The sequence below is a fragment of the Arthrobacter sp. T2-23 genome (assembly GCF_055398325.1).
Window position 1 is genome coordinate 2,223,639 of sequence record NZ_AP027917.1, and the last position, 25,062, is coordinate 2,248,700.

The window sequence follows — 25,062 nt, forward strand, 5'->3', positions numbered from 1 at the left end:
CAGGACGCCCGCCCCACCCCCTTGCCACCGGAGTCCGGCGAGAACATAGTTGAGGGAATTCACCACTCCGCGGCGGGAGGCAGGGACAGATGCTGACGAACCAAGTGCCGGCTGGCGGCCTACTGCAGGGCAAAACCGCACTGATTTACGGCGCCGGAGGGTCGATCGGGGGAGCGGTGTCCCGGGCCTTCGCCGCCGAGGGGGCCGCCGTCTATCTCGCCGGCCGCACCGAATCGCGGCTGGAGAAAGTAGCCCGGGACATCAAGGAGGGCGGCGGACGGGCGGACGTCGCCGTCGTCGACGCCTTGGACGAGGAGCAGGTGGAGTCCTTCGTTGATTCGGTGGTCAAGAAGACCAAGCGGATCGACATTTCTTTCAATGCCATCTCCTTCGGCGACATCCAGCAGCCCCTGATGGAAATCGACGTGAACGACTTCACCCAGCCGATCACCCTGGCCACCCGCACCCACTTCCTGACCACCCGGGCCGCGGCCGGCCACATGCTCAAGCAGAAGTCCGGCGTCGTGCTGATGTTCGGCGGGTCCGGCCCGCAGACCATGGCCGGACTTGGCGGGTTCAAGGTGGCCCTGGATGCGATGGAGGGGCTCCGGCGGCAGTGGGCGATGGAGCTGGGAAGGTACGGGGTGCGGGTCGTCACCATGGTAAGCGGGGGCATCGTCGAGACCATTCCCTGGCAGGTGGAGGGGCGGGAGGAGATCGTGGTGGAGATCGCTAAGGCCGCGCACCTGAACCGCACGGCCACCCTGGTGGATGTCGGCAACGTGGCAAGCTTCATCGCCTCGGACAAGGCCGGCGCCATCACGGACGCCACCATCAACATCTCCAGCGGCGCCATCGTGGACTACTAGGCGGGATTCTCGCAGCCTCCGGCAATACCCACGAAACATTCAACACGGGACAATGGTTGCAGGGCGGCACCGCACGGGGCGCCGGCGAATTTTAGGCGGGAGGCGGGAGCTATGACGATCAGCCCGCTGCCGCGTCAACGACACAGACGGCACAGCTGGCTGGTTGCGGCTGGCGTGGCGGCCTGCCTGGCAGTTGCGGCGCTGGCCTGCGCGGCGCAGCCGGTTGTCACGGCTGCCCCGGCGGTGCGGGTGGTGGTTGTTGGCGATTCGCTGAGCACCGGACATGGAACCTCCCCCAAGTACGCGTGGCCGGCCCTGATCCGGACGGACCCCCGCCTCGCCGGATTCCAAGTGGTCAATGCCGCAGAGAACGGCAGCGGCTACGTCAGGCCAGGCGACACCGACGGTACCTTCGGCAGCCAGGTAGACCACTTCGTCACCCGGGACACCGCCGTCGTGGTGTTTTTCGGCTCCGAAAACGACCTTGACTACGATCCGGCGGCCGTCGGAGCTGCGGCCTTTGCGGCCATCACCCACGCCGAAGCCGTGGCCCCCGCTGCGAAGATTATCGTGGTGGGCCCGCCGTCGTACTCGACCGACGCGGACCAGGGCCTCCTGGAGATCCGGGGCCAGCTCAAGTCCGCGGCTCAGGGGGCGGGCGCCGAATTTGTCGATCCGATTGCGGAGGGGTGGATCAGCGACGACGTCGGCGACCTGATCGGACCCGACGGCGATCACCCCACCGTCGCCGGGCAGCAATACCTCCTGGAGCACATCGCTGCCGTCATCGAGCAGGCGGCGCCGCAGCCCGTTGCGGAGCCCGGACGCGCGTCGGAGTGAGCGCCCGCGGAGTATGCGCCCGCAGGGCCGCTTGCCGGGCAAACTCCTAGGAAGCTCAGCTACCCTCAGCCCGTGCCACCTTTCGATGTCGTGATAACTGCCTGGCAGATTGATTGGACCGCCGCGGCGGTCATTGTGTCCTCGGGCGTGCTGTACGCTCTCGCGCTGAAGGCTGCGGCCAATAAGGGCCGGAACTGGCCTCTGTGGCGGACGGCCGCGTTCTACGTCCTGGGTCTCGGCTCCCTCACGGTGCTTACGTGCGGATTCCCGGGCGTGTACAGTGCCGAGCTCCGCTGGGCCTTCACCTTGAAGATCACGCTGATGCTCTTCGTCGTGCCGCTTTTGATTGGGTTGGGGAAACCCATCTCCCTGGCCCGCATGGCACTCAGCGATCGGGGGATAGCCGGGCTGGACGCGGTGCTGTCGAACCGGCTGGTCCGGTTCGTGAGCAACTCGCTGGCGGCGCCGTTGCTCGGGCTCGCGCTGTTCTCAACGTTCCTGACTCCGGCGTTCTACACGCTGCGCACGAACCCGGTGGCCGAGGCGCTCCTGACTGTCGGCATTCCCCTGCTCGGCCTGCTTATGGCGCTTCCCATCATCGAAGAAGCGGACTTCCATCGTTCCAGCGCCTTCATCACGCTGGAGTTTGTCTTCGTCTTTATCGAGCTGCTGATCGATGCGGTGCCCGGAATACTGTTGCGCCTGAACGGACAGGTCCTCGACCACGTTGTGACGCGACAGGCGGGCGCCAGCTGGATTCCCGATCCCCTGCGCGACCAGCAACTCGCGGGAGACGTGTTGTGGTTCATCTGTGAAATTGTGGACCTGCCGCTGATCATCCTGATGTTCATGCGGTTCTCCCGGACGGACAAACGCGAGGCGCGGGGCTTCGACGAGCTGACCGACAGCCAACTCGATGAACTGAATGCCGAGCACCTGAGACGCGGCCGCTAGCCTATTCCACGGTGACTTTGACCCGCTGCACCACGTTGTTGCCCATGCCCTGGTAATTCCACACCGGCTCGAGCGGCTGGGTGGCGCCGCTGGCGTCCGTGGCGCGGCACGAGAGTTCGTGTTGACCGGGATCCGCCACCCACGGCATCGACCAGGCGGACCAGGCGAACGGCGCCGCAGGGTGCTCCAGCTGCGCGGGTGCCCATTGGCCGTCGATGCCCACCTCGACCCGCTGGACGGCGCCGTGGCCGGACCAGGCCCGTCCGGTCAGCATCACGGGGCCCGCGGGCAGGAATCGCTGCCGGGTGAAGAAATCGGGAACCCCCGGCGGCACCATCAGCGAGCGGACCTTGATCCACGTGACCGGAGTACCGGCGTCGTCCGCGTCCTGCTGGTAGCGGTAGGCGACGGACTGCTGGAAGCCGTCGAAGGGCTTGGCCAGCACCTTGATCGAGGCGAGCCATTTGACGCTGGCCATGCCGTACCAGCCAGGGACCACGAGCCGCAGCGGGTACCCGTGCTGCGGCGGCAGTGCGGCGCCGTTCATCTCGTAAGCCAGCACGACGTCGGGCCGCAGCGCCTCGCTGACCGGCAGGCTCCGCGCGTACTGCTGGCGAACCCCGCCCTGGATTCCGGCGTCGGCACCGGTGAAGGCGACCTCGACGGCGTCCTCATCCACGCCGGCCTGGGTCAGCAGGTATGCCAGGGGCACCCCGGTCCAGACGGCGGTGCCGACGCCCTCCATCATCCAGGGTTGGCTCAGCGGCCGCGGCTTCAGCAGCGACCGGCCATTGCCGGCGCATTCCAAGGTGACCGGGACACTGATACTCGGCGCCCGGCGCAGGGCCCGGAGGTTCAATTCCAGCGATCGCTGCACGGCCCCACCGATCCGCAGGTGCCACCCTTCCCCGTCGATGGCCGGGATGTCGAAGTGGTCCAGCAGGTAGTGCAGCCCGGGCGGTGTCACGTCGTTGCGGAGGGCCTCGAGCGGCATCGAATGGTTCCGGACCGCGAGCTGCAGCTCCTCGGCCGTGAGGGGTCCGTGGCTGGGTTCGCCGGGATGTGCTGCCAGCTGTTGCGTCTGCCGGCGCCGGGCCATGACGGGGGAGGTGTGCTTGGATAATTGCTTGGGCATGGGACTGCGATTCTGTTCCGGACCAGCCCGGTTTTGGACCGGTGTCACCGTCTTCAGGTCTACGCCGCGGCCCTGAAGCCGTCAATACCGCCCAGCCCCGCTGCGCTGCCCCGCTGTGCAGCTACAGGGTGTGCGTCTCGGCCAGGAATTCGGCCAGTCCCAGCGGTTCCCGTCCGGTCAGTTCGTGCACGGCCGACGTCGGTCCCGCCAGTTCGCCGGCGGCTATGGCGGTGTAGGTGCTGACCCAGGCGTCCACCTGCCAGGGTGGTGCCCCGTAGGGTTTCCGGGAGGCGTACGCCTCCTCGACGGTCTCGTTGTGGTACGTGATGGTACGGCCGGTGCCGGCTGTCAGCAGCTCTGCGGCGGCGGAAAGCGAAATGTCTTCCGGTCCGGTCAGGTCATAGCTCCGGCCCACGTGCAGCGCCGGGTCACTCAGCACGGTCAGGGCCGAGCGGGCGATGTCCGCCCGGGCCACGGCCGCCATCACGCCGTCTCCGGCCGGGCCGCGGATCACGCCGTCCTCGCCGGCCAGCAGCGGCAGGAAGTCGAGATAGAAGTTGTCCCGCAGGATCGTGTAATCCATGCCGGACGCCTTGATCCGTTCCTCGGTGGCGTAATGGTCGCGCCCCAGCGTGAAGGTGCACGTGGGCGCGGCGCCGAAGAACGAGGTGTACACGATGTGCTGTACCCCGGCCTCGGCCGCCGCGTCGACGAAGGCGTAGTGCTGCTGCAGACGGTCCTCGGCCTCGGCGGCGGACACCATCAGCAAGGTTTTCACCCCGGCCAGGGCCGCCCTGGACTGGGCCCGGTCGGCGTAGCTGGCGACGACCGGCACGGCGCCGTCGAGTTCCGGGGCGCGGCGGGCGTCGCGCACGAGGAGCCTTTGGGGGCTGCCCGCCTCCGACAGCAGCCGGGCCACCTGGCCGCCGAGCTGTCCGGTGGATCCGGTGACGGCGAGTTCCGGCAGCGTCGCCATGGGTCAGGCCTCGCGCGAGGCGGGCGACTTGGTCTGGGCGGGGTCGCGCTCTGCGAGGGATCCGATGGCGGCGTCGATCTTGTCCATGATGGCCGGGTCCAGCTTCACGCCGGCCGCGGCCACGTTGCCGGCAATCTGTTCCGGGCGGGAGGCGCCCATGATCGCCGAGGCCACGTTCTTGTTCTGCAGCACCCACGCGATGCTCAGCTGGGCCATGGTGAGCCCGGCCTCCTCGGCGATGGGCTTGAGCTGCTGCACTCCGGTCAGGACCTCGTCGGACATCCAGCGCTCGATCATCCGGGCGCCGCCCTTGGAATCCGTGGCGCGGCTGCCTTCCGGAGCGGGTTTGCCGGGGTGGTACTTGCCGCTCAGCACGCCCTGGGCCATGGGCGACCACACGATCTGGGAGAGGCCGAGTTCCTCCGACGTCGGGACCACCTCCGCCTCGATGACCCGCCACAGCATGGAGTACTGCGGCTGGTTGGAGATCAGCTGGAAACCGAGATCCTTGGAGAGGGCGTGGCCATCACGGATCTGGCTGGCCGTCCACTCGCTGACGCCGATGTACAGCGCCTTGCCCTGCCGCACGATGTCGGCGAAGGCCTGCATGGTCTCTTCCAGCGGCGTCTCGTAGTCATAGCGGTGCGCCTGGTAGAGGTCCACGTAGTCCGTCTGCAACCGGGTCAGGGAGCCGTTGATGGATTCCATGATGTGCTTGCGGGACAGTCCCAGGTCGTTGTGACCCTTGGGGCCGGTGGGGCCGAAGACTTTGGTGAAGATCTCCAGCGACTCGCGCCGCTCGTCCTTCAGGGCCTCGCCCAGGACCTTTTCCGCCGCGGTGTTGGCGTAGACGTCGGCCGTGTCGAAGGTGCTGATTCCGGCGTCGAGCGCTGCGCGCACGCACTGGGTGGCGACGTCGTTCTCCACCTGCGACCCGTGCGTGAGCCAGTTGCCGAAGGTGATTTCGGAGATCTTGAAGCCGCTGTGCCCGAGGTATCTGAATTCCATGGGTTCCAACGTAGCCCAGATGACCGCCCGGGGTAAGGGTTCAGCTGGCCTTGCGCTGCTGGCCCGGCTGCTGGTCCCGCCGCTGGGCTGCCTGCGGCGGCTGGTGCTTGAGCGCGGTGAGCGATCCGGTGTCCAGCACCGGGCTCTTGGCTGGAAGCGGGGGCTTCGTGAATGCCCGCGGCGCCGCGGCGGGGGCGCCGTTCCGGTCCGTGGCGGACTCGACGAGCGGCGCGACTTCCTGGAGGTCGCGCACCGGGGCTTTCGGGCTGGGAAGTTCACGCACCGAGACCCTGACCTCCGGCGCGGTTCCGGCCTTGGCGCGGGCACTGGCGCGGGCATCGGCGCGCGCGACGGCGGCGGCCCATTCGGGGGAGAGCTGGGGTTCCTTGCGGGCCGGCTTGGCGGACTTCGCCGGCCCGTGCGCCTTGGCCGGCGCGGGAGTGGACCGCCGGCCGCGGAGCAAGGCGGTGAAGGCCGTGGCGATCAGCCTGCCGAGACCGGCCAACAGCAAGGTGATGACGAAGGCGACGAAGACCCCGAGGAACATCACGAGGCCAACACCGAGGGTGCCGAAAAAGGTCAGGTTCATGGCGATCGTCGTCGGGTCTTCCACTTCGCCTCTCCTCTTCCAACCAGCCTGCAGCGAGGCCCGTGCCGCAATGGTCCCGCCGGGCACCGGCCCCCGTTAACCATACGGACAATCTCCAGCGGACACGCGAGGAAATGGGCCGGCCGGGCCGGATGTGTCCAAGCTGATACCTTCGGGCGGCGTCTATAGTCGGAAGCAGCCCATGCCGGAGGTGTCCGGCCAGCCGGAAGGACCCCTTTGACGTCATACCAGGGACATTGCCCGTGCCTGTCCGGTGAGCAGTACGCAGACTGCTGCGGCCGGTACCACCGCGGTGAAGCGGAGGCACCGACCGCGGAGCAGCTCATGCGGTCCCGCTACAGCGCCTTTGTGGTGCTCGACGCCGGCTACCTGCTGCGCACCTGGCATCGGGACACCCGGCCGGCCGCGCTGGAGCTGGATCCTGCCATGCAGTGGCGGCGCTTGGACATTGTCTCGACGGGGCGCGGCGGCCCGCTGGACACGGAGGGCACCGTCGAGTTCAAGGCGTACTTCCGGCACGACGGCGAATCCGGGGTCCACCACGAAACGAGCAGTTTCCGGCGCGAGGACCGCCGCTGGTTCTACGTTGACGCCCTGACGCTGGCTTAGCGTTCCTCGACGGTCTCCACCGGAGTGAAGCCTGCACGGTCCACCTTGCGGTGGAAGCGCATGCCGGCCAGGCCGCCCAGCATGGCCCCAATAAGGGCAACCACCGCCACCACGACCGCGGCGACAATGCTGGTGGTGGTGAGGTCGCCCTCGTTGACGGGGATGCGGGGGAAGCTGTTGAGGTTGGCCAGGACGTTGTACTGCTGGCCGGCGGTCATGGCCAGGACGGCGACGACGATGGCCGCGATGAGTGCCCAGATCCACACCATCAAACCCTGCCGGACTCCGTTGAAGCGCGCCATCCGGCCGGCCACGTAGCCGCCGCAGTAGTAGGAAACGAACAGGATCACGAGCAGCGTAATGATGCCCGCGATCCCTACGCTTTGATTGCCCGAGGCCTGGTTGACGGCGTCGTTGACATTCGTATGGGTGGCAAGGCCGACGGCGGTGCCGGCAGCGGCCACCAAGGCGGTCAGCAGCACGGCCATGCCCGTGGCGGCGAGCCAGCCGAAGAACGCGGACCCGATTTTGACGCCGCCGAACTGTTCCTTCTCGCGGGCAACCACAGTTTCGCGGGTGGGCACCTCTTCGACGACGACGTCGTGGTTGTGGCGGCCGTGGTCGTCGCGGGTCCCGTGGATCACCTGGTTGTCGCGGCCGGCGGCGGCACCGGCAGTTGAGCCTGCTGCGGCGCCGGCGAGGGGTGCGGCGGGGAAGGCGCGGGTCTCGTTGGCGCGCTGCTCACGGTCTGCGGCGCGTGCCTCGGCGCGGTCTTCGGTGCGCGCGTCGGCCGCGACGGGGCCTTCAGCGGTCACGCCGTCCTGACGCGCATCATGGATCCGGGCCTCCCGATCCAGGGTTCCGTCTTCCTCGCGTGCGCGGCGGGGCATGCGGTCTTCGGGGCCTGCTGTGCTGCTCATGATGGCTGCTCGCTTTCATTGATTGACCCGAACTCATTGTTTGAGCCGGGCACGGCGATGCTTCGACCGTCATCAGGTCTTGGCTCCACCTAACCACGCCTCCGGACCAATAGCAAGGATGCTTACTATCTGATCCGTACGGCTTCTCCGCGGGCATCCGCGCACGTCAGCGGTACTTTCGGTGCAGGTTCTCCTTCACCGAGGCACGCGGGCTGGCATCCGCAATCCAGGGGCCGGTCCCCTCGGACTGGTCCAGTACCCCGGCTTCCAGCCACTCGTAGTCGCCGGCGAGCACCGCGCGGGCCAGGACGCGGTCGCCGTCGTCGGTGTTGCGCCAGAGCTGGTCGAAATACTCCTCGACCCGGACCCGCGCCTGCTCGCAGTAGGCGTCGGCGAGTTCGTAGGCCGAGGCCCCCCGTTCCGGGGCGGTCCGCAGCAGCATTTCCGCCCGGGAGCAGCACGCCGCCATCGCGAACAGCTCCGCGCCGATATCCACGATCCGGCCCAGGAAGGCCTGTTTGTGTTCAAGCTTCGCCTGCCAGCGGCCCATGCCGTAGAAAGTCTGCCGCGCCAGCCGCCGCGATGCCCGCTCCACGAAGCGCAGGTGCCGGCCGAGCCGGCCGAAGTTGCCATAGGAGCGCGGATCCATGCCGGTGCCGGCCACCAGCTTCGGCAGCCACCTCGCGTAGAACCCGGAGGCCCCGACGACGGCCTTGGCCTTTTCGGACAGGCTGGCGTCCTCCGAGCCGAGGGCCCCGGCAGCGGCCAGGTGGGCGTCCACGGCCTCGCGTGCGATCAGGAGCCGCATGATTTCCGAGGACCCCTCAAAGATCCGGTTGATCCGCATGTCCCGCAGTTGCTGTTCCGCCGGAACCGCACGCTCGCCGCGGGCTTCAAGCGAGTCCGCTGTTTCGAAGCCGCGTCCGCCGCGGATCTGGACCAGTTCGTCGGCGATCCGGCAGCTGATCTCGGTGGACCAGAGCTTCGCGAGGGCCGCTTCGATCCGGACGTCCTTTTGCCCGGCGTCGGCCAGCTCGGCGGAAAGCTCAAACACGGCGTCCAGGGCGAAGGCGCTCGCGGCGATAAAGGCGATCTTCTTGCCCACCGCCTCGTGCTGGCCTACCGGGCGGCCCCACTGGGTCCGGGCGTTGGACCATTCCCGGGCGATCTTCAGGCTCCAGCGGCCGGACGCCACGCAGAGCGCGGGGATGGAGAGCCGGCCGGTGTTGAGCGTGGTGAGAGCGATTTTCAGGCCCTGGCCCTCGCGGCCCAGCCGGTTGGACGCCGGCACGCGGACCTGATGGAAGCGGGTCACGCCGTTCTCGATGCCACGCAGGCCCATAAAAGCGTTGCGGTTCTCCACCGTGATGCCGGGGGAGTCCATTTCCACGACGAAGGCGCTGATGCCGCCCTTGTGCTCGGTGCCGTCCGCGCCGGTGTGCGCGGGGACCAGCGCCATCACCACCACAAGTTCCGCGATCACGCCGTTGGTGGTCCACAGCTTCACACCGTCCAGCACGTACGACGTCCCGTCCTCCGAGGGGACGGCGGTGCTGCCCATCCGGGCCGGGTCGCTGCCGACGTCGGGCTCGGTGAGCAGGAATGCGGTCACGGCACCGGCGGCGCAGCGCGGGAGGTACTCCTGCTTCTGCTCCGGCGTGCCGAACACCTTCACCGGCTCCGGCACGCCGATCGACTGGTGCGCGGAGAGGAGCGCACCGAGGCTGGGGTGGACCGAGCCCAGCAGGGCCAGCGCACGGCCGTAGTACACCAGTGACAGGCCCAGGCCGCCGTATTCGCGGGGGATCTTCATGCCGAAGACGCCGAGGCCGGCCAACCCGGAGAGGTATTCGTCGGGGATCCGGGCGTCGCGCTCGATTTTGCGTCCGGACATGGTCCGGCAGAAGGCGGTCAGGCGTTCCATGAACGCTTCGCCGCGTTCGACGTCGTCCGCCGGCGCCTGCGGCCAGGGGTGGACGAGGCTGAGGTCGAAGCTGCCGAGGTAGAGGCCCTTGGCGAAACTGGGCCGGTCCCAGCTTGTATCGCGGGCGGCCTCGGCGACGGCCCGGGCATCGGCGGCGGTGGCCTCGGGCCCGATCTTCTGCGCGGCCACCGGTACCTCGGCGGCGGGGCTATCGGTGGCTGGATCTTCAGTGGCTGGGTTGTCGACGGCGGAGCTCACGGGGCATCTCCTCTAACCGGGTTGGCCGGCTCGAGCCCTGGATCCGCCGCGGGTGGAGGACCCTTCAGCTGTCCCGCAATACTACCCGCGGGTAGGTGCCGGTACTAGGGGAAGACTGCCCTATCAGGTCGCCGGGGAAATCGCCCGGGAGCTCCACTGTGCCGGCGTGATGGACCAGCCGGTCCCAGGCGTCGTTGATACCGTGGACCGCCCCGAGCAGCAGGCTCGCCGCAACGAACCAGGCCAGCCGGCCGACGCCCAGCAGGGCCAGCGCAGCGAAGGCCGCCGTCATGATGAAGAAGGTCAGGAGGAGGCCGAATAACAGTGTTCCCAGGAACACCATGGTGGCCGTTTCCACCGCGCTTAGATCGAACTGCATTCTTCCTCCTGCACCGTCGCTTCGGCTGAATCAGTAGCCCGAGCGTAGGGTGCCGGAAGGGGGCCCAGCCAGAGTCGCGGGGCGCGTCGGGAGGTCTTGATATGGGATCGAAATGCTACCCGGGCGTAGGTCACGAAGAGGTCGCGAAAACCTCACCAGTAACAGACGTTACACGCGGGGCCGCGTTGGCAGTGCGCTTTGGCGTTGCCTGCCGCGGTGCATTGGCGCGCGGTACGTCAGTCGTCCAGCTCGGCAGCCCCCTGGGCCAGGACCTGGAAGTCCGCACCGAGCTGGACCTCAACGGTCCGGCCGTCGTTGAGGCGCACCTTCACCTCGTAGGCCGTGCCACCGTCGTTTTCCCGCTCCACTTCGGTGACGCTGCCCTGGCCGACCCTGGCCAGTGCCGCGCTCGCGGCCTGGTCCCGGTCCGCGCCGGTGAGGGGCGCCAGGCCGGAGTCGTCCGCGTCCGAATCGTGCGAGTCGTTATCCGGCTGCGGCGCGATACTCACGCCGGGAACCGGGTTGTTGGGGCCCAACAGGCCGTCCGCAGCGACGGCCACCGTGGCGCCGCCCAGGACTACCGCCGCCGTCGCCGCTCCTATGATCCATGCAGTCTTGGTCCGCATGACGGTCTCCTCCCACGTGGTCTTCCCAGTGTCCTCCCGCTGCGCTGCAGGTTCAACGGTTTTTCCGGAGGCCCTGCGTTAACCTTGTAGTTGGCAGTTTCCTTTGATCCGCTGCCCGACCCCACCCCGCGGCAGCGATTGGAGAATGCGTGTCCCGTTCCGCCGTGTCCTCCGCCGAGGCCATCAGCGCCCGGCTCCGGGACCTCGAACTCCTCACCAAGGGACCTGCGTGGGCGCTGACCCGCTCGGCCCCGTGGGTGATCGCGGTGCTGCAGGCGTCCTTCACCCGTACCCGGCCGCAGCTTCCGCTCGAACAGTTCCATGCCGACGTCGACGCCTTCCTGGAGCAGCTTCGCCGTCAGGAACCGGGACTCGGCGGCTCCGCCAACGGCAAGGGGTTCGGCGACGAATGGACCCGCAAGAACTTCCTGACCCGGCGGAACCAGTCCGGCCAGATCGTCTACGAGGTCACGGAGCCCGCGGCCCGCGTCCTGGCCTTCCTGGACAGCCTCTCCAGCGAGCGTTCCACGCTCAACGGTTCCCGGCTCGGCACGCTGCTGGGCGACGTCGAAAAGCTCGCCAACGAGACCAACCCGGACCAGAGCGCCCGGCTGGAGTCTCTGGAGGAGGAGATCGGCGAACGCCGCCAGCTCATCGAGGAGATCAGCTCCGGCGAGTTCGACGGGCTGCTCGACGACGAGGAAGCCGTCGAGGCCGCCGGCAATATCCTGGACCTCGCGGCGAGCCTGCCCGCGGACTACAAGAAGATGCGTGACCGGATCGAGGAGCTGGTGGGCGAGCTCCGCAATCAGATCATCGAGGAGTCCCTGAGCAAGGGCGCCACCATGGCGCAGGTGCTGGAGGCGGACAAGCGGCTGCGGCAGAGCCCGGAAGGAAGGACGTTCCGGTCCTTCACCGCGTTCCTGGAGGACCCGCAGCAGCAGCTCCGCTTCCGTTCCGCGATCGGGGAGGTGCTCAGCCGGCAGTTCGCGGACGAGCTCAGCCAGGACGAACGCGAGACGTTGAAGAACCTGGTGGCCGAACTGCGCACCCAGCACAGCCAGATCCAGCGGATCTACGGCAAGCTCAGCGAAAGCCTCAACACCTACGTCCAGAGCGACGACTACCGCCAGTCCGTCCGGCTCCGCAAGGTCCTGCGCGAGGCCGAGCAGGCGATCCGTGCGCTGCCCTACGAACGGGAGCGGCCGGGACTGGTCCGCGGCCCGGTGCTCTTTAACGCCGGCTTCGAGTCCCTGGCGATGGTCAAGCTCTTCGACCCCGACGAGTTCGCCGCGCCGCCGAAGCTGGCGGACCCGATCGCGTTCAGCGACTCGGACCGGGTCCGCTCGCCGAGGACCGGCAAGGCCAGCCCCGAAGCCATCCGCGCCGCCGTCGCCGGGGCGTCCACCCTCGCCGAGGCCTGGGAACAGCTCCCGGATACGGAACGCCACATCAACTCCATCCGCGCGCTGCTTTCGCACGCGCTGCACGAGGGCGCCGGTTTCGACCGCGAGGCCTGGGCGCCGCTGGACTTCGAACAGATCGACGGCTCCACGCGCACCGCGTACCTGCCCGTCGTCACGCTCAAGAAGGATTGAAGATGACCGAAGAGACCACGACGGCGGACGTGCCTTCCGCGCCGGCAGCGCCGGACAACCAGGGTGACCACGTCCGCAGCGACCCGTTCACCGTCACCCCGCGCGACACCTTCGTCGACGGCGCCGCCCTCTTCCCGGGCGACACCGGCGTGCTCCCCATGAAGGTCCGCCAGGCCCTGGTGAAGCTCCTCAAGGGCCCGTACATTGACGGCGGCCGCGACGAGAAGTTGTGGACCACCCTGCTGGACAACCAGCTGATCCTGCGCAGCCGCCTCTCCGAGCTCTTCCTGACCCTACAGCTGGACCACGAACGAAAGGTGGCCGTGCTGCGCCCGGTGGATCCCGAGGCGATCGGCGGCAGCACCCGCTCCAGCATCCTGCGCCAGCAGCGGGCCCTGAGCCGCGTCGAAACCATCGTGCTGCTGTGCCTGCGCCTGCTTCTGGACCGCCACGTCACCGCCCAGACCGATCCCACGATCACGCGCGAGGAAATCGCCGACCTCGTGGCCCACTACCAGCCCGCCGGCCAGCAGGACGCCCTGCGCGACGCCGACGTCGTCAACCGCGCCATTACCAAGCTCCTGGCCCGCCAGCTCCTCCTCAGCACCAGCCTGGACGAGGTCTACACCATCTCCAACGCCCTCCCCCTGGCCCTCCCCTTCGAAAACATCGGCGACATCCCGGCCCAGATCGAGGCCCTCATCGCAGCCAGCACCGACCCCACGGGCACCGAACCCCTCCTGGACCTCGACGGCGACGCCGCGCCCGGTGACCCGAGCGAGGAAGACGACGACGGCGATGCCGCCCCCGGTGGGGCCGCGCAAGGCGACAACAACGAAGCGGAGGACGCCAAGTGAGCATCGCGACCATGCTCCCGCTGGGCGAGCTCACGAACCCCGGCCAGATGCGCCTCGCCCTCGTCCAGGTCGTCAACTGGGGCACGTTCCATGGCGCCCACACGATGCACGTGGACCGTAACGGCACCCTGCTGACCGGCAACTCGGGGGTCGGAAAGTCCACGCTGTTCGACGCGATGCTCCGGGTCTTTGATGCCCGGCCGCGTTCGAACGAGGCCGCGGCCCAGCGCGCCGGCGGCGCGGTCGAGGACAAGCGGACCACGTTTACCTACATGCGCGGCAAGGTGGGGGACAAGGCCGTCGGCGAGGGGTCGGCCAGCGCGTTCCAGCGCCCCGGGGCCACCTGGTCCGCCGTCGCTCTGACCTTCGACAACGCCGCGGGCACCCGCGTGACCATCTCCGCGCTCTTCGACCTGCCCAAGAACGGCACCGAGTCGAGCGTCGGCCGGTACTACCTGATCGACAATAAGCCGCTGGACCTGGCCGCGGTCGAGGGTATCGCGGAGAAGCGGTTTACCAAGTCGGCGCTGGATGCGATCTTCCCGGATGCCCAGATCTTCGACGTCCACAAGGCCTTCGCGGAACGCTTCCGGCGTCTGCTCGGCATCAACTCGGACCAGGCACTGCCACTGCTGCGCGTCATCCAGGCCGGCAAGGGCCTTGGCGGCAGCGTCAACACCTTCTTCCGCGACCAGGTCCTGGACGCGCCCGCTACGCTCGCCGCCGCGGACGACGTCGTCGAGGAGTTCAGCAACCTGATGTCCATCCGGCAGCGGCTCGAGGACGTCCGGCAGCAACGCGACCAGCTGGCACCCGTCCCCGGACTGAACAAGGAATATGCCCAGTCCCTGCTCGACGCGAACCGGCTCCGTGACCTCTCCGGCGAGGAATTCGAGGCCTACAAGCAGCAACTGGCCGTCACGGTCCACGAGAAGACCCTGGAGCGCTTCAGGGCGCTGGCCCAGGTGAAAGCCAAAGAGCTCGGCGCCGAGCGCGGTGTCCGCGACGGGCTGGCCAAGGAACTGCGCCAGCTCGAGGCGGACTACAACAACCAGGGCGGCAACGCGATCTCCGCGATCGAGCAGTCGCTGGAGAATGCCCGGGTGGGCCTCAAGCTCCGCCAGCAGGTCGAAGAATCCGCAAGGAAGGCCCTGACCGACGCCGGGCTGGAGCTCGAGTGGACCGCGGCCGGCTGGGATCAGGCTCACGAGCACGCGGCCGCGCGCTCGGCTGAACTCAAGGACGACTCGGAGGCGCTCAAGGAACTGCGCTTCGAGGCCTTCGACGGCCACGCGACCAGGAAGCGGGAGCTCGCTGCGGCCCAGCAGGAACTCGTCTCGCTCAAGACGCGTAAGTCGCTGCTGCCGCCGTCGAGCATCGAAAACCGCAGCGCCATCGCGGCGGCCACCGGCGTCCCGGAGGAGCAGATGCCGTTCGGCGGCGAGCTGATCGACCTGGCCGATGGGCAGGAACAGTGGCGGCCTGCCGCCGAGCGTGCGCTGCGCAGCCTCGCCACCACGCTGCTGGTCCCCGGCGAGCACTTCGCGGCCGTCACCCGTTACCTGAACGACCACCCGGTCCGCGGTGCGCTCCGCGCCGTCGACGTCTCGAAGCCGCTCGCCGGCGGGGCCCTGGCCGTGGAGGACGCGGCCGACGGCGAGCTGCTGACCAAGCTGGACATCCTCACCGCCGGTCCGGCCGCCGAGGCGGGCGAGTGGATCCGCGAGCGGATCGCCCTCGACTTCGCCTACCCCTGCGTGGAGGACCCGGACGAGCTGGCACGGCTGGACAAGGGCCTGAGCCTGGGCGGAGTGGTCAAGCGCAACCGCCACACGGTGGAGAAGGATGACCGTTTCACCTCCCGGCAGGACTACGTCCTCGGCTTCGACAACGCCGCGAAGCTCGAGCTGGTCGCCGCGCAGGTCGAGGACCTGCAGCAGGAGCTCGCCAAGGCCGCCGAACTGGCGCAGAGCCGGGAAGAATCCCACCAGGGCATGACCCGCCAGCTCGAAGCACTGCGCCGGGTGGCCGACGACCACCGGCCCTGGGAACAGGTCTCGGCCGCGGTGGCCGCGGACGAACTCACCCGGATCGAGCAGCGGCTGAAGGATGCCCTCGCCGCGCAGGCCGACCTTGAGCCGCTGCGCGCCAACATCGAGGCCGCCCGGCACAAACACCAGTCCAGCACCGAAGCGGCCGCCGTGCTCCAAAGCGAGTACAAGGCCCTCGACTCGCGGCTGACCACGGCGGATTCGCTGCTCGACGCCGCGCGGGGGCGCCTGGCGCAGTCGCCGCCGTCGGAGGCCACCGTCGTCGCACTGGAGCCCTACTTCGCGGACTTCGGCGAGGTGCTGGAGATGCACGAACTCGACAACCTCGCCAACCAGGTCCGGACCCGGCTGCTGGCCGAGCTGCACGCGGCCGAGTCGCGGGGCCAGGCCACCTCGGAGCGGCTCACCCGCATCTTCGAGGGTTTCGTCCGCGAGTGGGGCACGGCAATCTCCGCCGATCACGGCACCTCGATCGGCGCCGCGGGCGAGTTCGAAACGCGCTACCACGCGATTGTCAGCGATGGCCTGCCCGCGCAGGAGGCCGAGTTCCGGCAGTTCTTCAACCAGCGCACGCACGAGTCATTCAGCACGCTGTTGCACCTGCTGGATGAGGAACGCCGCTCCATCACCAGTCGCATCCTGCCGCTGAACGGGATTCTCTCCGAGGTGAACTTCCACGAAGGAAGCTTCCTGGAACTCGACATCAAGCAGACGTTGCCCGCCACCGCCAAGCAGTTCAAAGACGCCATCCAGAACGCGCTCAAGGTCCGGCACACCCGGCCGGGCAAGGCCGCCGCGCTGGCTTCAGGTGCCGCCGGCGCGGCGGGAGAGGCGGACGACGACGCCGAGCTCACCAGCCGCTACAAGTCGCTCGAGACGCTGGTGAAGCGCCTCGGTTCGCAGACCCCCGAGGACCGGCGCTGGCGCGCCGAGGTGCTGGACGTCCGCGGCCACCTCTTCATCCAGTGCAAGGAGCACCGCGAGGTGCAGGGGCCCGGTTCCAAGGCGGGCAACGGCGGCCGCAAACGGACCGAGGTGTTTATGCACGCGGACACCGGCTCGATGTCCGGCGGTGAGCGGCAGCGCTTCACCGCGTTCATCATGGCCGCTGCGCTGAGCTACCAGCTGGGCATCGCCGAGCAGGGCTTCACCACCTATGGCACCGTGATGATGGACGAGGCCTTCGTGCTCGCCTCGGAGGAATTCGCTGGCGCCGGCATCAAGGCGCTGCACGAATTCGGCTTCCAGCTGCTCCTGGCCGCGCCGGAAAACGTGATCGACCTGTCGAGGCACCTCGGCTCGGTCACGGAGATCCTGCGGGACAAGCGCACCAACCGCTCCGGTGTCCTCACGGCCCCGGTGATCGCCCCGGGCCCCGGCTCCGGGGGGAGCTGGCGGTCCGAGGCGAACCCGGTGGACATCATCCTCCGCTGACCCCGCGCTGCTACGTTCCCTTGACGCGCTCCAGGAACTGGGCGGTCCGCGCCGCCATCCCGGCGATCTGCCGCAGCACGACGGCGGCCGGGTCCGGGTTGATGTCGTTGGCTGGAGGCTCAACCCGCACGTTGCGGCAGCAGCCGAACTCGGCGCAGATCAGGGTGCCCACGGTGTTGCCGTTGCGTCCGGACTGTCCGGCCCGCTTGGCGACCCACAGCACGACGTCGTCCTTGGAGAAGATGTCGCGGCACAGCTCACAGAGGACCGAACGGTTCTTCTTGGCCCCGCCTTCGGGGGCCCGCAGCATGATTCCGGTGGGTCCCTTCGGGCCGGGCACAACCAGATAGCCGCGCAACGGCATCTTCTCGTCCCGCCACCCCAGGAAGTCGAGGCGCTCCCAGTCCAGGGCATCGAAGTTCTTGGGCAGATTGAGCTTGGCCGCTTCTGACCGGCTCGCGTTGATGAAGGACGAACGGATCTGCTGGGCGGTGATTTTTTGCATGGTGAAAACCTTCGGAATCGGATGGTCCGGCCGGTCGGCTGTTCAGCACGCCGGAGCGGAATTGAGGCAGGGCACTGCCAGCCTGTGACTCCGGGTGAAACCGGGCGTTTCCGCGGACTCAGTCCGCAGCGGTACCCGACGGTCCGGGAAGGGCTGGCAACTGTGCGGCCGCGGAGCAGGCCACAACGGCCACCCCGCTCACCGCGGCAACAGTCATCGTGGCGATGCCCATGCTCACTCCCCATCAGAAATCTTCAGGGCCGGTTCCGATCCCCCGGCCGCGCCCATCCTTGCAAAGCTCCGGATGCCTGTCCAGTTGGGCGTTCCCTGTGCGCCGACTGTTTACCCGGCCTTTCCCTGCTGGCCGAGTCGGCTGGTTAGCGTGGAGCTGTGGCCGAAAACCTTCTGCATCCAGGCCCGACCGGGCGGCGGGTCTTCGTTGCCCTCGGGGATTCTTTCACCGAGGGCGTGGGGGACCGCAGCACCAGGCTGCCTAACGGGGTGCGCGGCTGGGCGGACCGCGTGGCCGAGAAGCTGGCGAAGGCGGAGCCCGGGTGGGAGTACGCGAACCTGGCGATCCGCAGCAAGCGGCTGCGGCACATCATCGCCGAGCAGCTGGAGCCGGCCTTGGCCATGGAACCGACCCTGGTCACCCTTTACGCCGGCGGCAACGACATCCTGGACTTCGGCACGGACATCGAAGACCTGATGGACGACTACGAGTACCTCGTGGCCAAGCTCGCCGCCAGCGGTGCCACCGTGGTGCTGTTCACCGGCTTCGACGTCAAGGTCTCGGTCCTGCTCGAGCCGCTGAAGAGGCGCAACACCCTCTACAACCGGCGCGTGAGGGAACTGGCCGAGTGGTACGGCGCAGTGCTCGTGGACTACTGGTGCTTTGAGGCCTTCCACGACTCCCGAATGTGGGACACGGACCGGCTGCACATGTCCAAGGCTGGCCACAAGTACCTGGCCGCGCAGGTCCTGGACCACCTCGGCGTGCCGCACAACATCAACCCCAAGGAATGGGAGCCCCCGGCCCGGCTTGGTCTTCGGGATTGGGAGAGACGGCAGCGCCGCTGGGTGCACGACTGGGTGCTCCCCCTCTTCGGCCGCAAGCTGCGCGGCGTCACGCTGGGGGACCAGCTGAGCCCTCGCTGGCCCGAACCGGTCAGGGTGCCCCGAAAAGGCGGCCTGAAGAAGCTGCTGCCCGGCTGAGCTAGCTGTCCAGCAGGTTCTCGTACCCCGGTGCGACGCGGCTGGCGTGGAACTCCTCGACGTCGAAGTCGGCCACGCCGTTGACGTAAAAGGGGTCCTGGGCCAGTGCGGCGTCCAGATCGGCGCGGTCCGCGTTGGAGAGCAGCAGCCCGCCGGTGCGCGGGATCTTGCGTCCGGCCACCATAAAGACTCCGCGGTCGAAGGCGTCCTGCAGCCAGGCCACGTGCGCCGGGAGGTGGAAGTCGACGATCTCTTCGGGCACCTTGTAGGTCAGGGAGACTACGTACATAGCGCCAGCCTACCGCCTGCCCAAGACGGCGGGCAGGTCGAAGTTGAACCCTCAAGCATCGAGTCTCCTAGAATGGAGCCATGACCGAACCGCGCTGGCTCAATGCCGACGAACGCCGTGCCTGGCTGGCCCAGCTGAGCATCAACACGCTGCTGCCCGCGGCGCTGGACACGCAGCTGCACGCGGCCGGAAAACTCTCGCTGTTCGACTACAACGTCCTGGCCATGCTTTCCGAGGCGGAGGGCCGCTACCTGCCCATGAGCGAACTCGCGGCGCGTACCAGTGCCTCGCTGTCGCGGCTCTCCCATGTGGTGACCAAGCTCCAGAACCGCGGGTGGCTGGAGCGCCGGCCCCACCCCGGAGACGCCCGAGTCACCACGGCCCACCTCACCGACGCCGGCATGGACACCATCGTGGGACTCGCGCCGGGCCACGTGGAGGCCGTACGGACACTGTTCCTCGACGCCCTCGATCCGGACGACGTCGCGCACCTGGCCCGCATCGGCGAGAAGATCGTCTCCCGCCTGGACGCCGGCCACTGGATCCTGCGCGACAGCGAGCTGCCCCCGTCCTAGCGGCAGGGCCTTGGTGGTTGCTCCCAGCAACAGATGGCAAACTGGGCCCATGGATTTTACGGCCCGCTATGTTGCACTCGGAGACTCTTTCACGGAAGGCGTCGGCGACGACGACCCGGCCCGCCCCAACGGGGTGCGCGGCTGGGCCGACCGCGTCGCCGAGCAGCTGGGTGCGGCCGACCCGGGCTTCGGCTACGCCAACCTCGCCATCCGCGGACGGAAGCTCCGCCAGATCATGGCCGAGCAGGTGGATGCCGCCGTCGCGCTCAACCCCACCCTGGTGACCATCTACGCCGGCGCGAATGACATCCTCCGGCCGAAGGTCAACATCGATGACCTGCTGGTCGAATACGACGCGGGTATCCGCAAACTGAAGGCCACCGGCGCCACCGTGGTGATGTTCACCGGCTTCGACGCCCGCGGATCCAAGGTTTTTGGGACCATGCGTGGCCGGACCGCGATCTACAACGAACTGGTCCGCGGCATCGCCGGGGACCACGATGCCCTGCTGGTGGACTACTGGCGGTTCAGCGAGTACTACGACTGGGGCATGTGGGCGACCGACCGCATGCACATGTCCGCCGCCGGCCACGCCAATATGGCCAAGCGGGTCCTCACCGTGCTGGAGCACGACCACTCGATCGACGTCCCGCCGATGACGCCGGTCCCGGAACTCAGCCGCTCCGAGGCAATCCGCGCGAACGCCCGCTGGGTACGCGAATTCGCCGGGCCGTGGGTGGTGCGCCGGGTCACCGGAAAGTCCTCCGGCGACGGGCTCTCGCCGCGGTATCCTCAGCTCACCCGCCTTTAGCCGCAAGGAGCAACAGGATGAACCGCAGCGCCCTCACCTTCCCGGCCGGTTTCCTGTGGGGAGCCGCCACCGCCGCGTACCAGATCGAGGGCGCCACCCGGGAGGGAGGCCGCGGGGAGTCCATCTGGGACGTCTTCTGCCGGGTGCCGGGGGCCGTCGCCGATGCCCACAACGGTGATGTCGCCTGCGACCACTACCACCGCACGGCCGAGGACATCGCGCTGATGAAGAACCTGAACCTGGCCGCCTACCGGTTCTCCATCTCCTGGGCCCGCTGCATGCCCGACGGCGTGACGCCGAATCCCGAAGGCATCGCTTTCTACTCGCGGCTGGTCGATCAATTGCTCGACGCCGGGATCACCCCCTGGGTCACCCTGTACCACTGGGACCTGCCGCAGGCGCTGGAGGACAAGGGCGGCTGGGCGTCACGGGACACGGCCGAGCGTTTTGCCGCCTACGCGGTACTCATGCATGAGGCGCTTGGCGACCGGGTGCGGATCTGGACCACCCTCAACGAACCCTGGGTCTCCGCGTTCCTGGGTTACGCCGCAGGCATTCACGCCCCGGGACGGCGGGACCCCGCCGCGGCGCTCGCCGCTGTCCACCACCTGCTGCTGGGCCACGGACTGGCCATCCGGGAGCTCCGCCGAAGGGACCCAGAGGCGACGCTGGGCATCACCTTGAACCTGACGGTGGCCGATCCTGCCGATCCGGACCGGGACGGGGACCTGGACGCGGCCCGCAGGGTGGACGGGCAGTCCAACCGGCTGTTCCTGGACCCGCTCTTCCGCGGTGAATACCCGGCGGACGTCCTCACCGACGTCGCCCACCTCGGCATGGCCGACGTCGTCCGGCCCGGGGACCTCGACCTGATTTCGGAGCCCATCGACCTGCTGGGCGTCAACTACTACCATGGCGATGCCTTCACGACGGACCCCGAGCCGCTCCCCGGACCGGCGGCAGGCGCTCCAGCGTCACCGCTGGTCGCGGCGGACGGCGTCCGGCAGGTACCGCGCGGCCTCCCCGTCACCGGGATGGGATGGGAGGTGCAGCCCGAGGGCCTCCGCCGGCTGTTGAACCGGCTGCAGCGCGAGTACACCGGCCCGGCCGGGATCCCGATCTACATCACGGAAAACGGCGCCGCCTTCGACGACGTTCCGGATGCCGAGGGATTCGTCGACGACCAGGCGCGGCTTGCCTTCTTCGATGAGCATCTGCGGGCCCTGCACGCATCAATTGCCGGCGGGGTGGACGTCCGCGGCTACTTCGCCTGGTCCCTGCTGGACAACTTTGAATGGGCCTTCGGCTACCATCAGCGCTTCGGGCTGGTGAGGGTGGACTACGAAACGCAGCGGCGTACCCCCAAGGCGAGCGGCCTGTGGTACTCCCGCGTTGCCGCGGCCAACGCCCTGCCCGCGACGGACGGAGAGCCCTAGGCGCGGAACCCCGGTGTCGCGAGGATGCCGCCGTCGTTCCGGATCGCGAGCACCTCAACGTCCCAGCCGCTTGTCGCCCGGTTGAGCATGGGAATGCCGCCGGCCACAATGGCCGTTGCGAGCACATCAGCGGTGACGATGTCCGCCGCTGCGACCGACACCTGCCGGAACGTGCTGACCGCTGCCCCGCTGGTCCAGATGTGATCGCCCCGTTCGGCGGAACCGGAGGTGGCCAGCGCCCGGAAGGCGGTGCTGCCGCCCAGCGGGAAGGCGGCTATCAGGATCCTGCGGTCCTGCGGATCGACTATCCCGGCCTGCCACGAAGCCCGGCCGGCGACGATGGGCGAACCGGCCACGAGCACATCGCCGCCTGCGTTCAGGCACCAGTCGCCGTGCCCCAGCGATTGCAGGGCGGCCCCGGCTTCCTTGATCGCGACGCCCTTCACCAGGCCGGACAAGTCCACCACGCCGTCCGGCCGCTCGGGCGTGAACGCGCCCTCGGTCAGGAGCCGCCAGTCCGCAGCCTCGGCATAGCGGTCCCGGAAGTCCTGCGAGGCCGTCCGGAGCTGCAGTTCGCCGCGGGCCAGCCTGCTGGCCTCGGACTCAGGCCGGTACAGGCTGAAGCGGGCGTCGAGTTCCCGGAAGAGCCGCTCGACGGCGGCTGCCGCGGCCGTGAGTGCTTCCTCTCCCGCTGATGACCCCTCGCCCGGAGCAACCGGCACGGTGAGGCTGATGACGGTGCCCATGCAGGGGAAGGTCTTTGCCTTCAGCTGCGGGACCTCGAGGTCAGAGGTGGGCTGCATCAAGGGCTGCCTGGAGCGAGGTCAGATAGGCGGAACTGGTGACGGTGGCGCCGCTGATGGTCTGGACGTTGGCCGACTGAGCCTTGAGGACTTCGGCTCGCAACAACGGGGCCGCGCGGTTGCTGATCTGCACGGACCGCCTGTCCTCGTCCGTGAGCTGCAAGGCGGTGACGTCGGTAATCTTTCCGCCGGACACACTGATCTGGACCTGGACCGAGCCGAAGCGGGTCTGGACGACGTCGCCGGCGAAGGTGCCTGCGGCGTTCGAGGACGCGCCGGACGAGCCGGTGGACCCGGAGGCGGCTGCAGAACTCCCCGCCGCCCCACTCGAGCCCTTACTGCTTGAACCGGTTCCCGACCCCGCGGAGCCGGGGGTAACGGTGCCGGCCCCTGTGGAGCCGGCGGCCGCGGGCCCGGCCGTGGTGCCGGTGGCGCTGGCAGTATCCGCCACGTGGGTTCCCGACTGCCAGCCGGCTATCAGGATCCCGGCGGAGGCCAGGGTTGCTGAAACTGCTGCGCGAATTCTCACCAGTCGAACCTTTCGTAGTGGAGTTGCTCTTCCCGCACGCCTGCCCGGCGTGCGTCATCGAGGACATTGCGGGCCCACCCGGCCGGCCCACAGACGTAGACGTCGGCGTCGGCCAAATCCGGCACGTAGCTCGCCAGCCCGTAGCCGGAGCGCGCCTCGCTCTCCGGCAGCCAGGTCTGCGCTCCCCGGGGCCGTCGCCCGGTCAGGTGGAACAGGGTCGCGCCGCGGCGCTGGCAGAGCTCGAGGATTTCGTCGCCGAGGTACAGCCCGGACGGGCTGTGGCCGCGGAGGATTACCGTGGCATCCCCGGGCTCGAACGGAGTCCGCTCCAGCAGCGCGCGGATCGGGGTTATGCCGATGCCGGCGCCGATCATGACGACATGCCGGCGGCTGCGGGCGGCGGTGCTGAACAGGCCGTACGGTCCTTCGACCGCAACCCGGGTGCCGGGCTTCAGCCGCGCCAGGGCCGTCGAGCCCCGGCCGAGGTTGCGCACCGTGATCCGCAACCGTCCGCCGCCGTCGGCGTCCAACTGCAGGGGCTCCGCGGAGAGGCTGAACGGATGCGGGTGCCACCACTGCCCGGGGGCGAGAAACCGCCAGATGAAGAACCGGCCGCCACTGCCGGACAGCTCGTCCAGGTGCCGACCGGCCATCTCGATGCTGACCACGCCATGGCCCACCGCCACCACCCGGCTGACGTGCAGTTGGTGCCGGACCGTGGCGACGATCGGCTCAAGGACCCGGTAGTGCACGAGCGCGGCGCCGGTGCCGATGCAGACGGCGAGCCAGTACCAGCGCTGCCAGGTGCCCTCGGCAAAGAGGCCGCCGACGCTGAACTGGTGCGGCAGTGACGTCAGCACCGCCGCGTAGGTCAGGAGGTGGACGGCGTACCAGAACTCATAGGGGAAACGACGGCGGACGGCCACCAGGGAGGTGACGACGACGGCGATAAACAGGGCTATGGATACGTATGCCAGCCACATGTCGGGTACGAGCACCCACAGGGCGACCGCTTCGCTGACCGGGTCGAGGCCCTCGGCCAGGCCGTAGCCGATCGCGAGCAGGACACCGTGCGCCAGCAGGAGATAGAGCGACGGCTTCCCGAGTTTTCGGTGGAATTCAAGGGCGCGGTCATGGCCTACGGCGCCGTCGATGACCGGGAGGCGTGCCGCGAGGAGCAGCATCAGCAGCACCAGGTCCATGCCGGCGAGCCCCGCCACGATCCCCATCGCTGTGAAGGCTCCGGCCAGAGTCGAGAAGCCGGCGGCACCGCCGTCGGCGAGCCACAACGCAACAGCCCCGGCCAGTGACGCCCAGGCGATCACGGTCAGGAGGTCTGCTTGAAGCATCCGCCGACGGTGTTGTCCCTTGAAAGGGTTCCGGGCCCCGGGTGCCTGTCGCGCCGCGGGGTGCACGGCAGTCTGGGTCGTTGTGTTCATGAATCCAGACTCTGCCCGTTGCCTATCATTTTGCTGTGAAAGGACTGCGCCCCTCTTATGACTTCCCTGCGAGAGGCCCGGCGCTTATACACCCTTGGGGGCCGGATTGGTCTTTAATTCCCCTAGCTCGTAGACTTGGTAGGCGCTAGGTGGCGCGGAGCGTGTGCAATTGCTCCGGTTGGCGGGAAAGTCTGCGAAATCAGGCACTTCCGGTGGCCGGTAGTTAGGGGCTCAAGTTGCGTGCACTCCTGTATTCGCCCAGCATCCGGCACTCCCCGGCGGTTTCCCACAAGGTTTCCTCCGCCCCGTGCCCGAGTCCACAATTGTCGCCGCAGTGCAGACTGCAACCGGTTCAGCCGGTTGCCGTAGCACCGCCGGACATACGTGGGAGCTGGATGCGGACGCCGCCTGC

At 68.5% G+C, this 25,062-nt stretch carries 24 protein-coding genes; 11 read left to right on the forward strand and 13 right to left on the reverse strand.

The features are described 5' to 3' along the window. The first annotated feature begins 89 nt into the window (after positions 1-89). The 3 genes from ACZ5Z0_RS10335 (at position 90) to ACZ5Z0_RS10345 (ending at position 2,663) form a co-directional block, all read left to right on the forward strand. A complete protein-coding gene (locus ACZ5Z0_RS10335; protein ID WP_464108342.1) occupies positions 90-869 on the forward strand; it encodes an SDR family NAD(P)-dependent oxidoreductase in 780 nt (259 codons plus the stop codon). Between the two features lie 111 nt (positions 870-980). Next, positions 981-1,709, forward strand: coding sequence for an SGNH/GDSL hydrolase family protein (locus ACZ5Z0_RS10340; protein WP_464108343.1), 729 nt, complete (start codon positions 981-983; stop codon positions 1,707-1,709). Positions 1,710-1,781: 72 nt separating this feature from the next. Continuing rightward, positions 1,782-2,663, forward strand: a complete 882-nt coding sequence (locus tag ACZ5Z0_RS10345) for a cytochrome c oxidase assembly protein (RefSeq protein ID WP_464108344.1) — start codon at positions 1,782-1,784, stop codon at positions 2,661-2,663. 1 nt (position 2,664) lies between these two features. Here ACZ5Z0_RS10345 and ACZ5Z0_RS10350 read toward each other — a convergent pair whose 3' ends face one another. The 4 genes from ACZ5Z0_RS10350 to ACZ5Z0_RS10365 all read right to left on the reverse strand — a co-directional run bounded on the left by ACZ5Z0_RS10350 (position 2,665) and on the right by ACZ5Z0_RS10365 (position 6,395). Beyond that, complete coding sequence (locus ACZ5Z0_RS10350; protein WP_464110766.1) at positions 2,665-3,762, reverse strand: sulfite oxidase; 1,098 nt, start codon at positions 3,760-3,762, stop codon at positions 2,665-2,667. 157 nt (positions 3,763-3,919) lie between these two features. Then, complete coding sequence (locus ACZ5Z0_RS10355; RefSeq protein WP_464108345.1) at positions 3,920-4,774, reverse strand: SDR family oxidoreductase; 855 nt, start codon at positions 4,772-4,774, stop codon at positions 3,920-3,922. 3 nt (positions 4,775-4,777) lie between these two features. Then, the gene (locus ACZ5Z0_RS10360) at positions 4,778-5,782 is read right to left on the reverse strand and encodes an aldo/keto reductase family protein (RefSeq protein ID WP_464108346.1); all 1,005 of its coding nucleotides are present in this window, start codon (positions 5,780-5,782) and stop codon (positions 4,778-4,780) included. A gap of 40 nt (positions 5,783-5,822) precedes the next feature. Then, positions 5,823-6,395 carry a hypothetical protein gene (locus ACZ5Z0_RS10365; protein WP_464108347.1) on the reverse strand — a complete coding sequence of 191 codons (573 nt, stop codon included), beginning with the start codon at positions 6,393-6,395 and terminating at the stop codon, positions 5,823-5,825. A gap of 213 nt (positions 6,396-6,608) precedes the next feature. Here ACZ5Z0_RS10365 and ACZ5Z0_RS10370 point away from each other — a divergent pair, with 213 nt between their 5' ends. After that, positions 6,609-7,001, forward strand: coding sequence for a YchJ family protein (locus tag ACZ5Z0_RS10370; RefSeq protein WP_464108348.1), 393 nt, complete (start codon positions 6,609-6,611; stop codon positions 6,999-7,001). On the opposite strand, the gene ACZ5Z0_RS10375 is transcribed toward ACZ5Z0_RS10370, so the two are convergent. From ACZ5Z0_RS10375 to ACZ5Z0_RS10390, 4 genes are all read right to left on the reverse strand, one after another. Then, entirely contained in the window at positions 6,998-7,921 is a 924-nt protein-coding gene (locus ACZ5Z0_RS10375) for a YrzE family protein (protein WP_464108349.1), read from the reverse strand. The two genes, ACZ5Z0_RS10370 and ACZ5Z0_RS10375, sit on opposite strands and share 4 nt — an antisense overlap. Before the next feature lie 166 nt (positions 7,922-8,087). After that, complete coding sequence (locus tag ACZ5Z0_RS10380; protein WP_464108350.1) at positions 8,088-10,103, reverse strand: acyl-CoA dehydrogenase family protein; 2,016 nt, start codon at positions 10,101-10,103, stop codon at positions 8,088-8,090. Between the two features lie 64 nt (positions 10,104-10,167). After that, entirely contained in the window at positions 10,168-10,482 is a 315-nt protein-coding gene (locus ACZ5Z0_RS10385) for a hypothetical protein (RefSeq protein ID WP_464108351.1), read from the reverse strand. A gap of 236 nt (positions 10,483-10,718) precedes the next feature. After that, a complete protein-coding gene (locus ACZ5Z0_RS10390; RefSeq protein WP_464108352.1) occupies positions 10,719-11,108 on the reverse strand; it encodes a PepSY domain-containing protein in 390 nt (129 codons plus the stop codon). 149 nt (positions 11,109-11,257) lie between these two features. On the opposite strand from ACZ5Z0_RS10390, the gene ACZ5Z0_RS10395 reads away from it, so the two are divergent. From ACZ5Z0_RS10395 to ACZ5Z0_RS10405, 3 genes are read left to right on the forward strand one after another with little or no spacing between them, the layout of a single operon-like run. Further along, positions 11,258-12,706, forward strand: coding sequence for a DUF3375 family protein (locus ACZ5Z0_RS10395; RefSeq protein WP_464108353.1), 1,449 nt, complete (start codon positions 11,258-11,260; stop codon positions 12,704-12,706). Between the two features lie 2 nt (positions 12,707-12,708). Continuing rightward, on the forward strand, positions 12,709-13,563 hold the full coding sequence (locus tag ACZ5Z0_RS10400) for a DUF4194 domain-containing protein (protein WP_464108354.1): 855 nt from the start codon (positions 12,709-12,711) through the stop codon (positions 13,561-13,563). Beyond that, complete coding sequence (locus ACZ5Z0_RS10405) at positions 13,560-17,048, forward strand: ATP-binding protein (protein ID WP_464108355.1); 3,489 nt, start codon at positions 13,560-13,562, stop codon at positions 17,046-17,048. The genes ACZ5Z0_RS10400 and ACZ5Z0_RS10405 overlap by 4 nt, the downstream gene beginning before the upstream one ends. 10 nt (positions 17,049-17,058) lie before the next feature. On the opposite strand, the gene ACZ5Z0_RS10410 is transcribed toward ACZ5Z0_RS10405, so the two are convergent. Next, complete coding sequence (locus tag ACZ5Z0_RS10410; protein ID WP_138768054.1) at positions 17,059-17,553, reverse strand: FBP domain-containing protein; 495 nt, start codon at positions 17,551-17,553, stop codon at positions 17,059-17,061. 390 nt (positions 17,554-17,943) lie between these two features. On the opposite strand from ACZ5Z0_RS10410, the gene ACZ5Z0_RS10415 reads away from it, so the two are divergent. Further along, on the forward strand, positions 17,944-18,768 hold the full coding sequence (locus tag ACZ5Z0_RS10415) for an SGNH/GDSL hydrolase family protein (RefSeq protein ID WP_464108356.1): 825 nt from the start codon (positions 17,944-17,946) through the stop codon (positions 18,766-18,768). 1 nt (position 18,769) lies between these two features. Here ACZ5Z0_RS10415 and ACZ5Z0_RS10420 read toward each other — a convergent pair whose 3' ends face one another. Further along, positions 18,770-19,057 (reverse strand): YciI family protein, encoded by a 288-nt coding sequence (locus ACZ5Z0_RS10420; RefSeq protein ID WP_138768055.1) that lies wholly within the window; start codon positions 19,055-19,057, stop codon positions 18,770-18,772. 80 nt (positions 19,058-19,137) lie between these two features. On the opposite strand from ACZ5Z0_RS10420, the gene ACZ5Z0_RS10425 reads away from it, so the two are divergent. From ACZ5Z0_RS10425 to ACZ5Z0_RS10435, 3 genes are read left to right on the forward strand one after another with little or no spacing between them, the layout of a single operon-like run. Continuing rightward, the gene (locus tag ACZ5Z0_RS10425; RefSeq protein ID WP_464108357.1) at positions 19,138-19,632 is read left to right on the forward strand and encodes a MarR family winged helix-turn-helix transcriptional regulator; all 495 of its coding nucleotides are present in this window, start codon (positions 19,138-19,140) and stop codon (positions 19,630-19,632) included. Positions 19,633-19,681: 49 nt separating this feature from the next. Then, the gene (locus ACZ5Z0_RS10430; RefSeq protein ID WP_464108358.1) at positions 19,682-20,443 is read left to right on the forward strand and encodes an SGNH/GDSL hydrolase family protein; all 762 of its coding nucleotides are present in this window, start codon (positions 19,682-19,684) and stop codon (positions 20,441-20,443) included. A gap of 17 nt (positions 20,444-20,460) precedes the next feature. Then, entirely contained in the window at positions 20,461-21,879 is a 1,419-nt protein-coding gene (locus ACZ5Z0_RS10435) for a GH1 family beta-glucosidase (RefSeq protein ID WP_464108359.1), read from the forward strand. Here ACZ5Z0_RS10435 and ACZ5Z0_RS10440 read toward each other — a convergent pair. From ACZ5Z0_RS10440 to ACZ5Z0_RS10450, 3 genes are read right to left on the reverse strand one after another with little or no spacing between them, the layout of a single operon-like run. Next, positions 21,876-22,682: an FAD:protein FMN transferase gene (locus tag ACZ5Z0_RS10440; protein ID WP_464108360.1), complete on the reverse strand. Its 807-nt coding sequence runs from the start codon at positions 22,680-22,682 to the stop codon at positions 21,876-21,878. The two genes, ACZ5Z0_RS10435 and ACZ5Z0_RS10440, sit on opposite strands and share 4 nt — an antisense overlap. Further along, positions 22,666-23,211 (reverse strand): FMN-binding protein, encoded by a 546-nt coding sequence (locus ACZ5Z0_RS10445; protein ID WP_464108361.1) that lies wholly within the window; start codon positions 23,209-23,211, stop codon positions 22,666-22,668. The genes ACZ5Z0_RS10440 and ACZ5Z0_RS10445 overlap by 17 nt, the downstream gene beginning before the upstream one ends. Continuing rightward, entirely contained in the window at positions 23,208-24,560 is a 1,353-nt protein-coding gene (locus ACZ5Z0_RS10450) for a ferredoxin reductase family protein (protein ID WP_464108362.1), read from the reverse strand. The genes ACZ5Z0_RS10445 and ACZ5Z0_RS10450 overlap by 4 nt, the downstream gene beginning before the upstream one ends. Positions 24,561-25,062 lie beyond the last annotated feature (502 nt).

What these genes read in the sequence shown, in the direction of transcription:
- ACZ5Z0_RS10335 (WP_464108342.1), top strand. Translation starts at nt 90, where the DNA reads ATGCTGACGAACCAAGTGCCGGCTGGCGGCCTACTGCAGGGCAAAACC.
- ACZ5Z0_RS10340 (WP_464108343.1), top strand. Translation starts at nt 981, where the DNA reads ATGACGATCAGCCCGCTGCCGCGTCAACGACACAGACGGCACAGCTGG.
- ACZ5Z0_RS10350 (WP_464110766.1), bottom strand. Translation starts at nt 3,762, where the DNA reads ATGGCCCGGCGCCGGCAGACGCAACAGCTGGCAGCACATCCCGGCGAA.
- ACZ5Z0_RS10355 (WP_464108345.1), bottom strand. Translation starts at nt 4,774, where the DNA reads ATGGCGACGCTGCCGGAACTCGCCGTCACCGGATCCACCGGACAGCTC.
- ACZ5Z0_RS10360 (WP_464108346.1), bottom strand. Translation starts at nt 5,782, where the DNA reads ATGGAATTCAGATACCTCGGGCACAGCGGCTTCAAGATCTCCGAAATC.
- ACZ5Z0_RS10375 (WP_464108349.1), bottom strand. Translation starts at nt 7,921, where the DNA reads ATGAGCAGCACAGCAGGCCCCGAAGACCGCATGCCCCGCCGCGCACGC.
- ACZ5Z0_RS10385 (WP_464108351.1), bottom strand. Translation starts at nt 10,482, where the DNA reads ATGCAGTTCGATCTAAGCGCGGTGGAAACGGCCACCATGGTGTTCCTG.
- ACZ5Z0_RS10390 (WP_464108352.1), bottom strand. Translation starts at nt 11,108, where the DNA reads ATGCGGACCAAGACTGCATGGATCATAGGAGCGGCGACGGCGGCGGTA.
- ACZ5Z0_RS10400 (WP_464108354.1), top strand. Translation starts at nt 12,709, where the DNA reads ATGACCGAAGAGACCACGACGGCGGACGTGCCTTCCGCGCCGGCAGCG.
- ACZ5Z0_RS10410 (WP_138768054.1), bottom strand. Translation starts at nt 17,553, where the DNA reads ATGCAAAAAATCACCGCCCAGCAGATCCGTTCGTCCTTCATCAACGCG.
- ACZ5Z0_RS10420 (WP_138768055.1), bottom strand. Translation starts at nt 19,057, where the DNA reads ATGTACGTAGTCTCCCTGACCTACAAGGTGCCCGAAGAGATCGTCGAC.
- ACZ5Z0_RS10425 (WP_464108357.1), top strand. Translation starts at nt 19,138, where the DNA reads ATGACCGAACCGCGCTGGCTCAATGCCGACGAACGCCGTGCCTGGCTG.
- ACZ5Z0_RS10430 (WP_464108358.1), top strand. Translation starts at nt 19,682, where the DNA reads ATGGATTTTACGGCCCGCTATGTTGCACTCGGAGACTCTTTCACGGAA.
- ACZ5Z0_RS10435 (WP_464108359.1), top strand. Translation starts at nt 20,461, where the DNA reads ATGAACCGCAGCGCCCTCACCTTCCCGGCCGGTTTCCTGTGGGGAGCC.
- ACZ5Z0_RS10440 (WP_464108360.1), bottom strand. Translation starts at nt 22,682, where the DNA reads ATGCAGCCCACCTCTGACCTCGAGGTCCCGCAGCTGAAGGCAAAGACC.
- ACZ5Z0_RS10450 (WP_464108362.1), bottom strand. Translation starts at nt 24,560, where the DNA reads ATGCTTCAAGCAGACCTCCTGACCGTGATCGCCTGGGCGTCACTGGCC.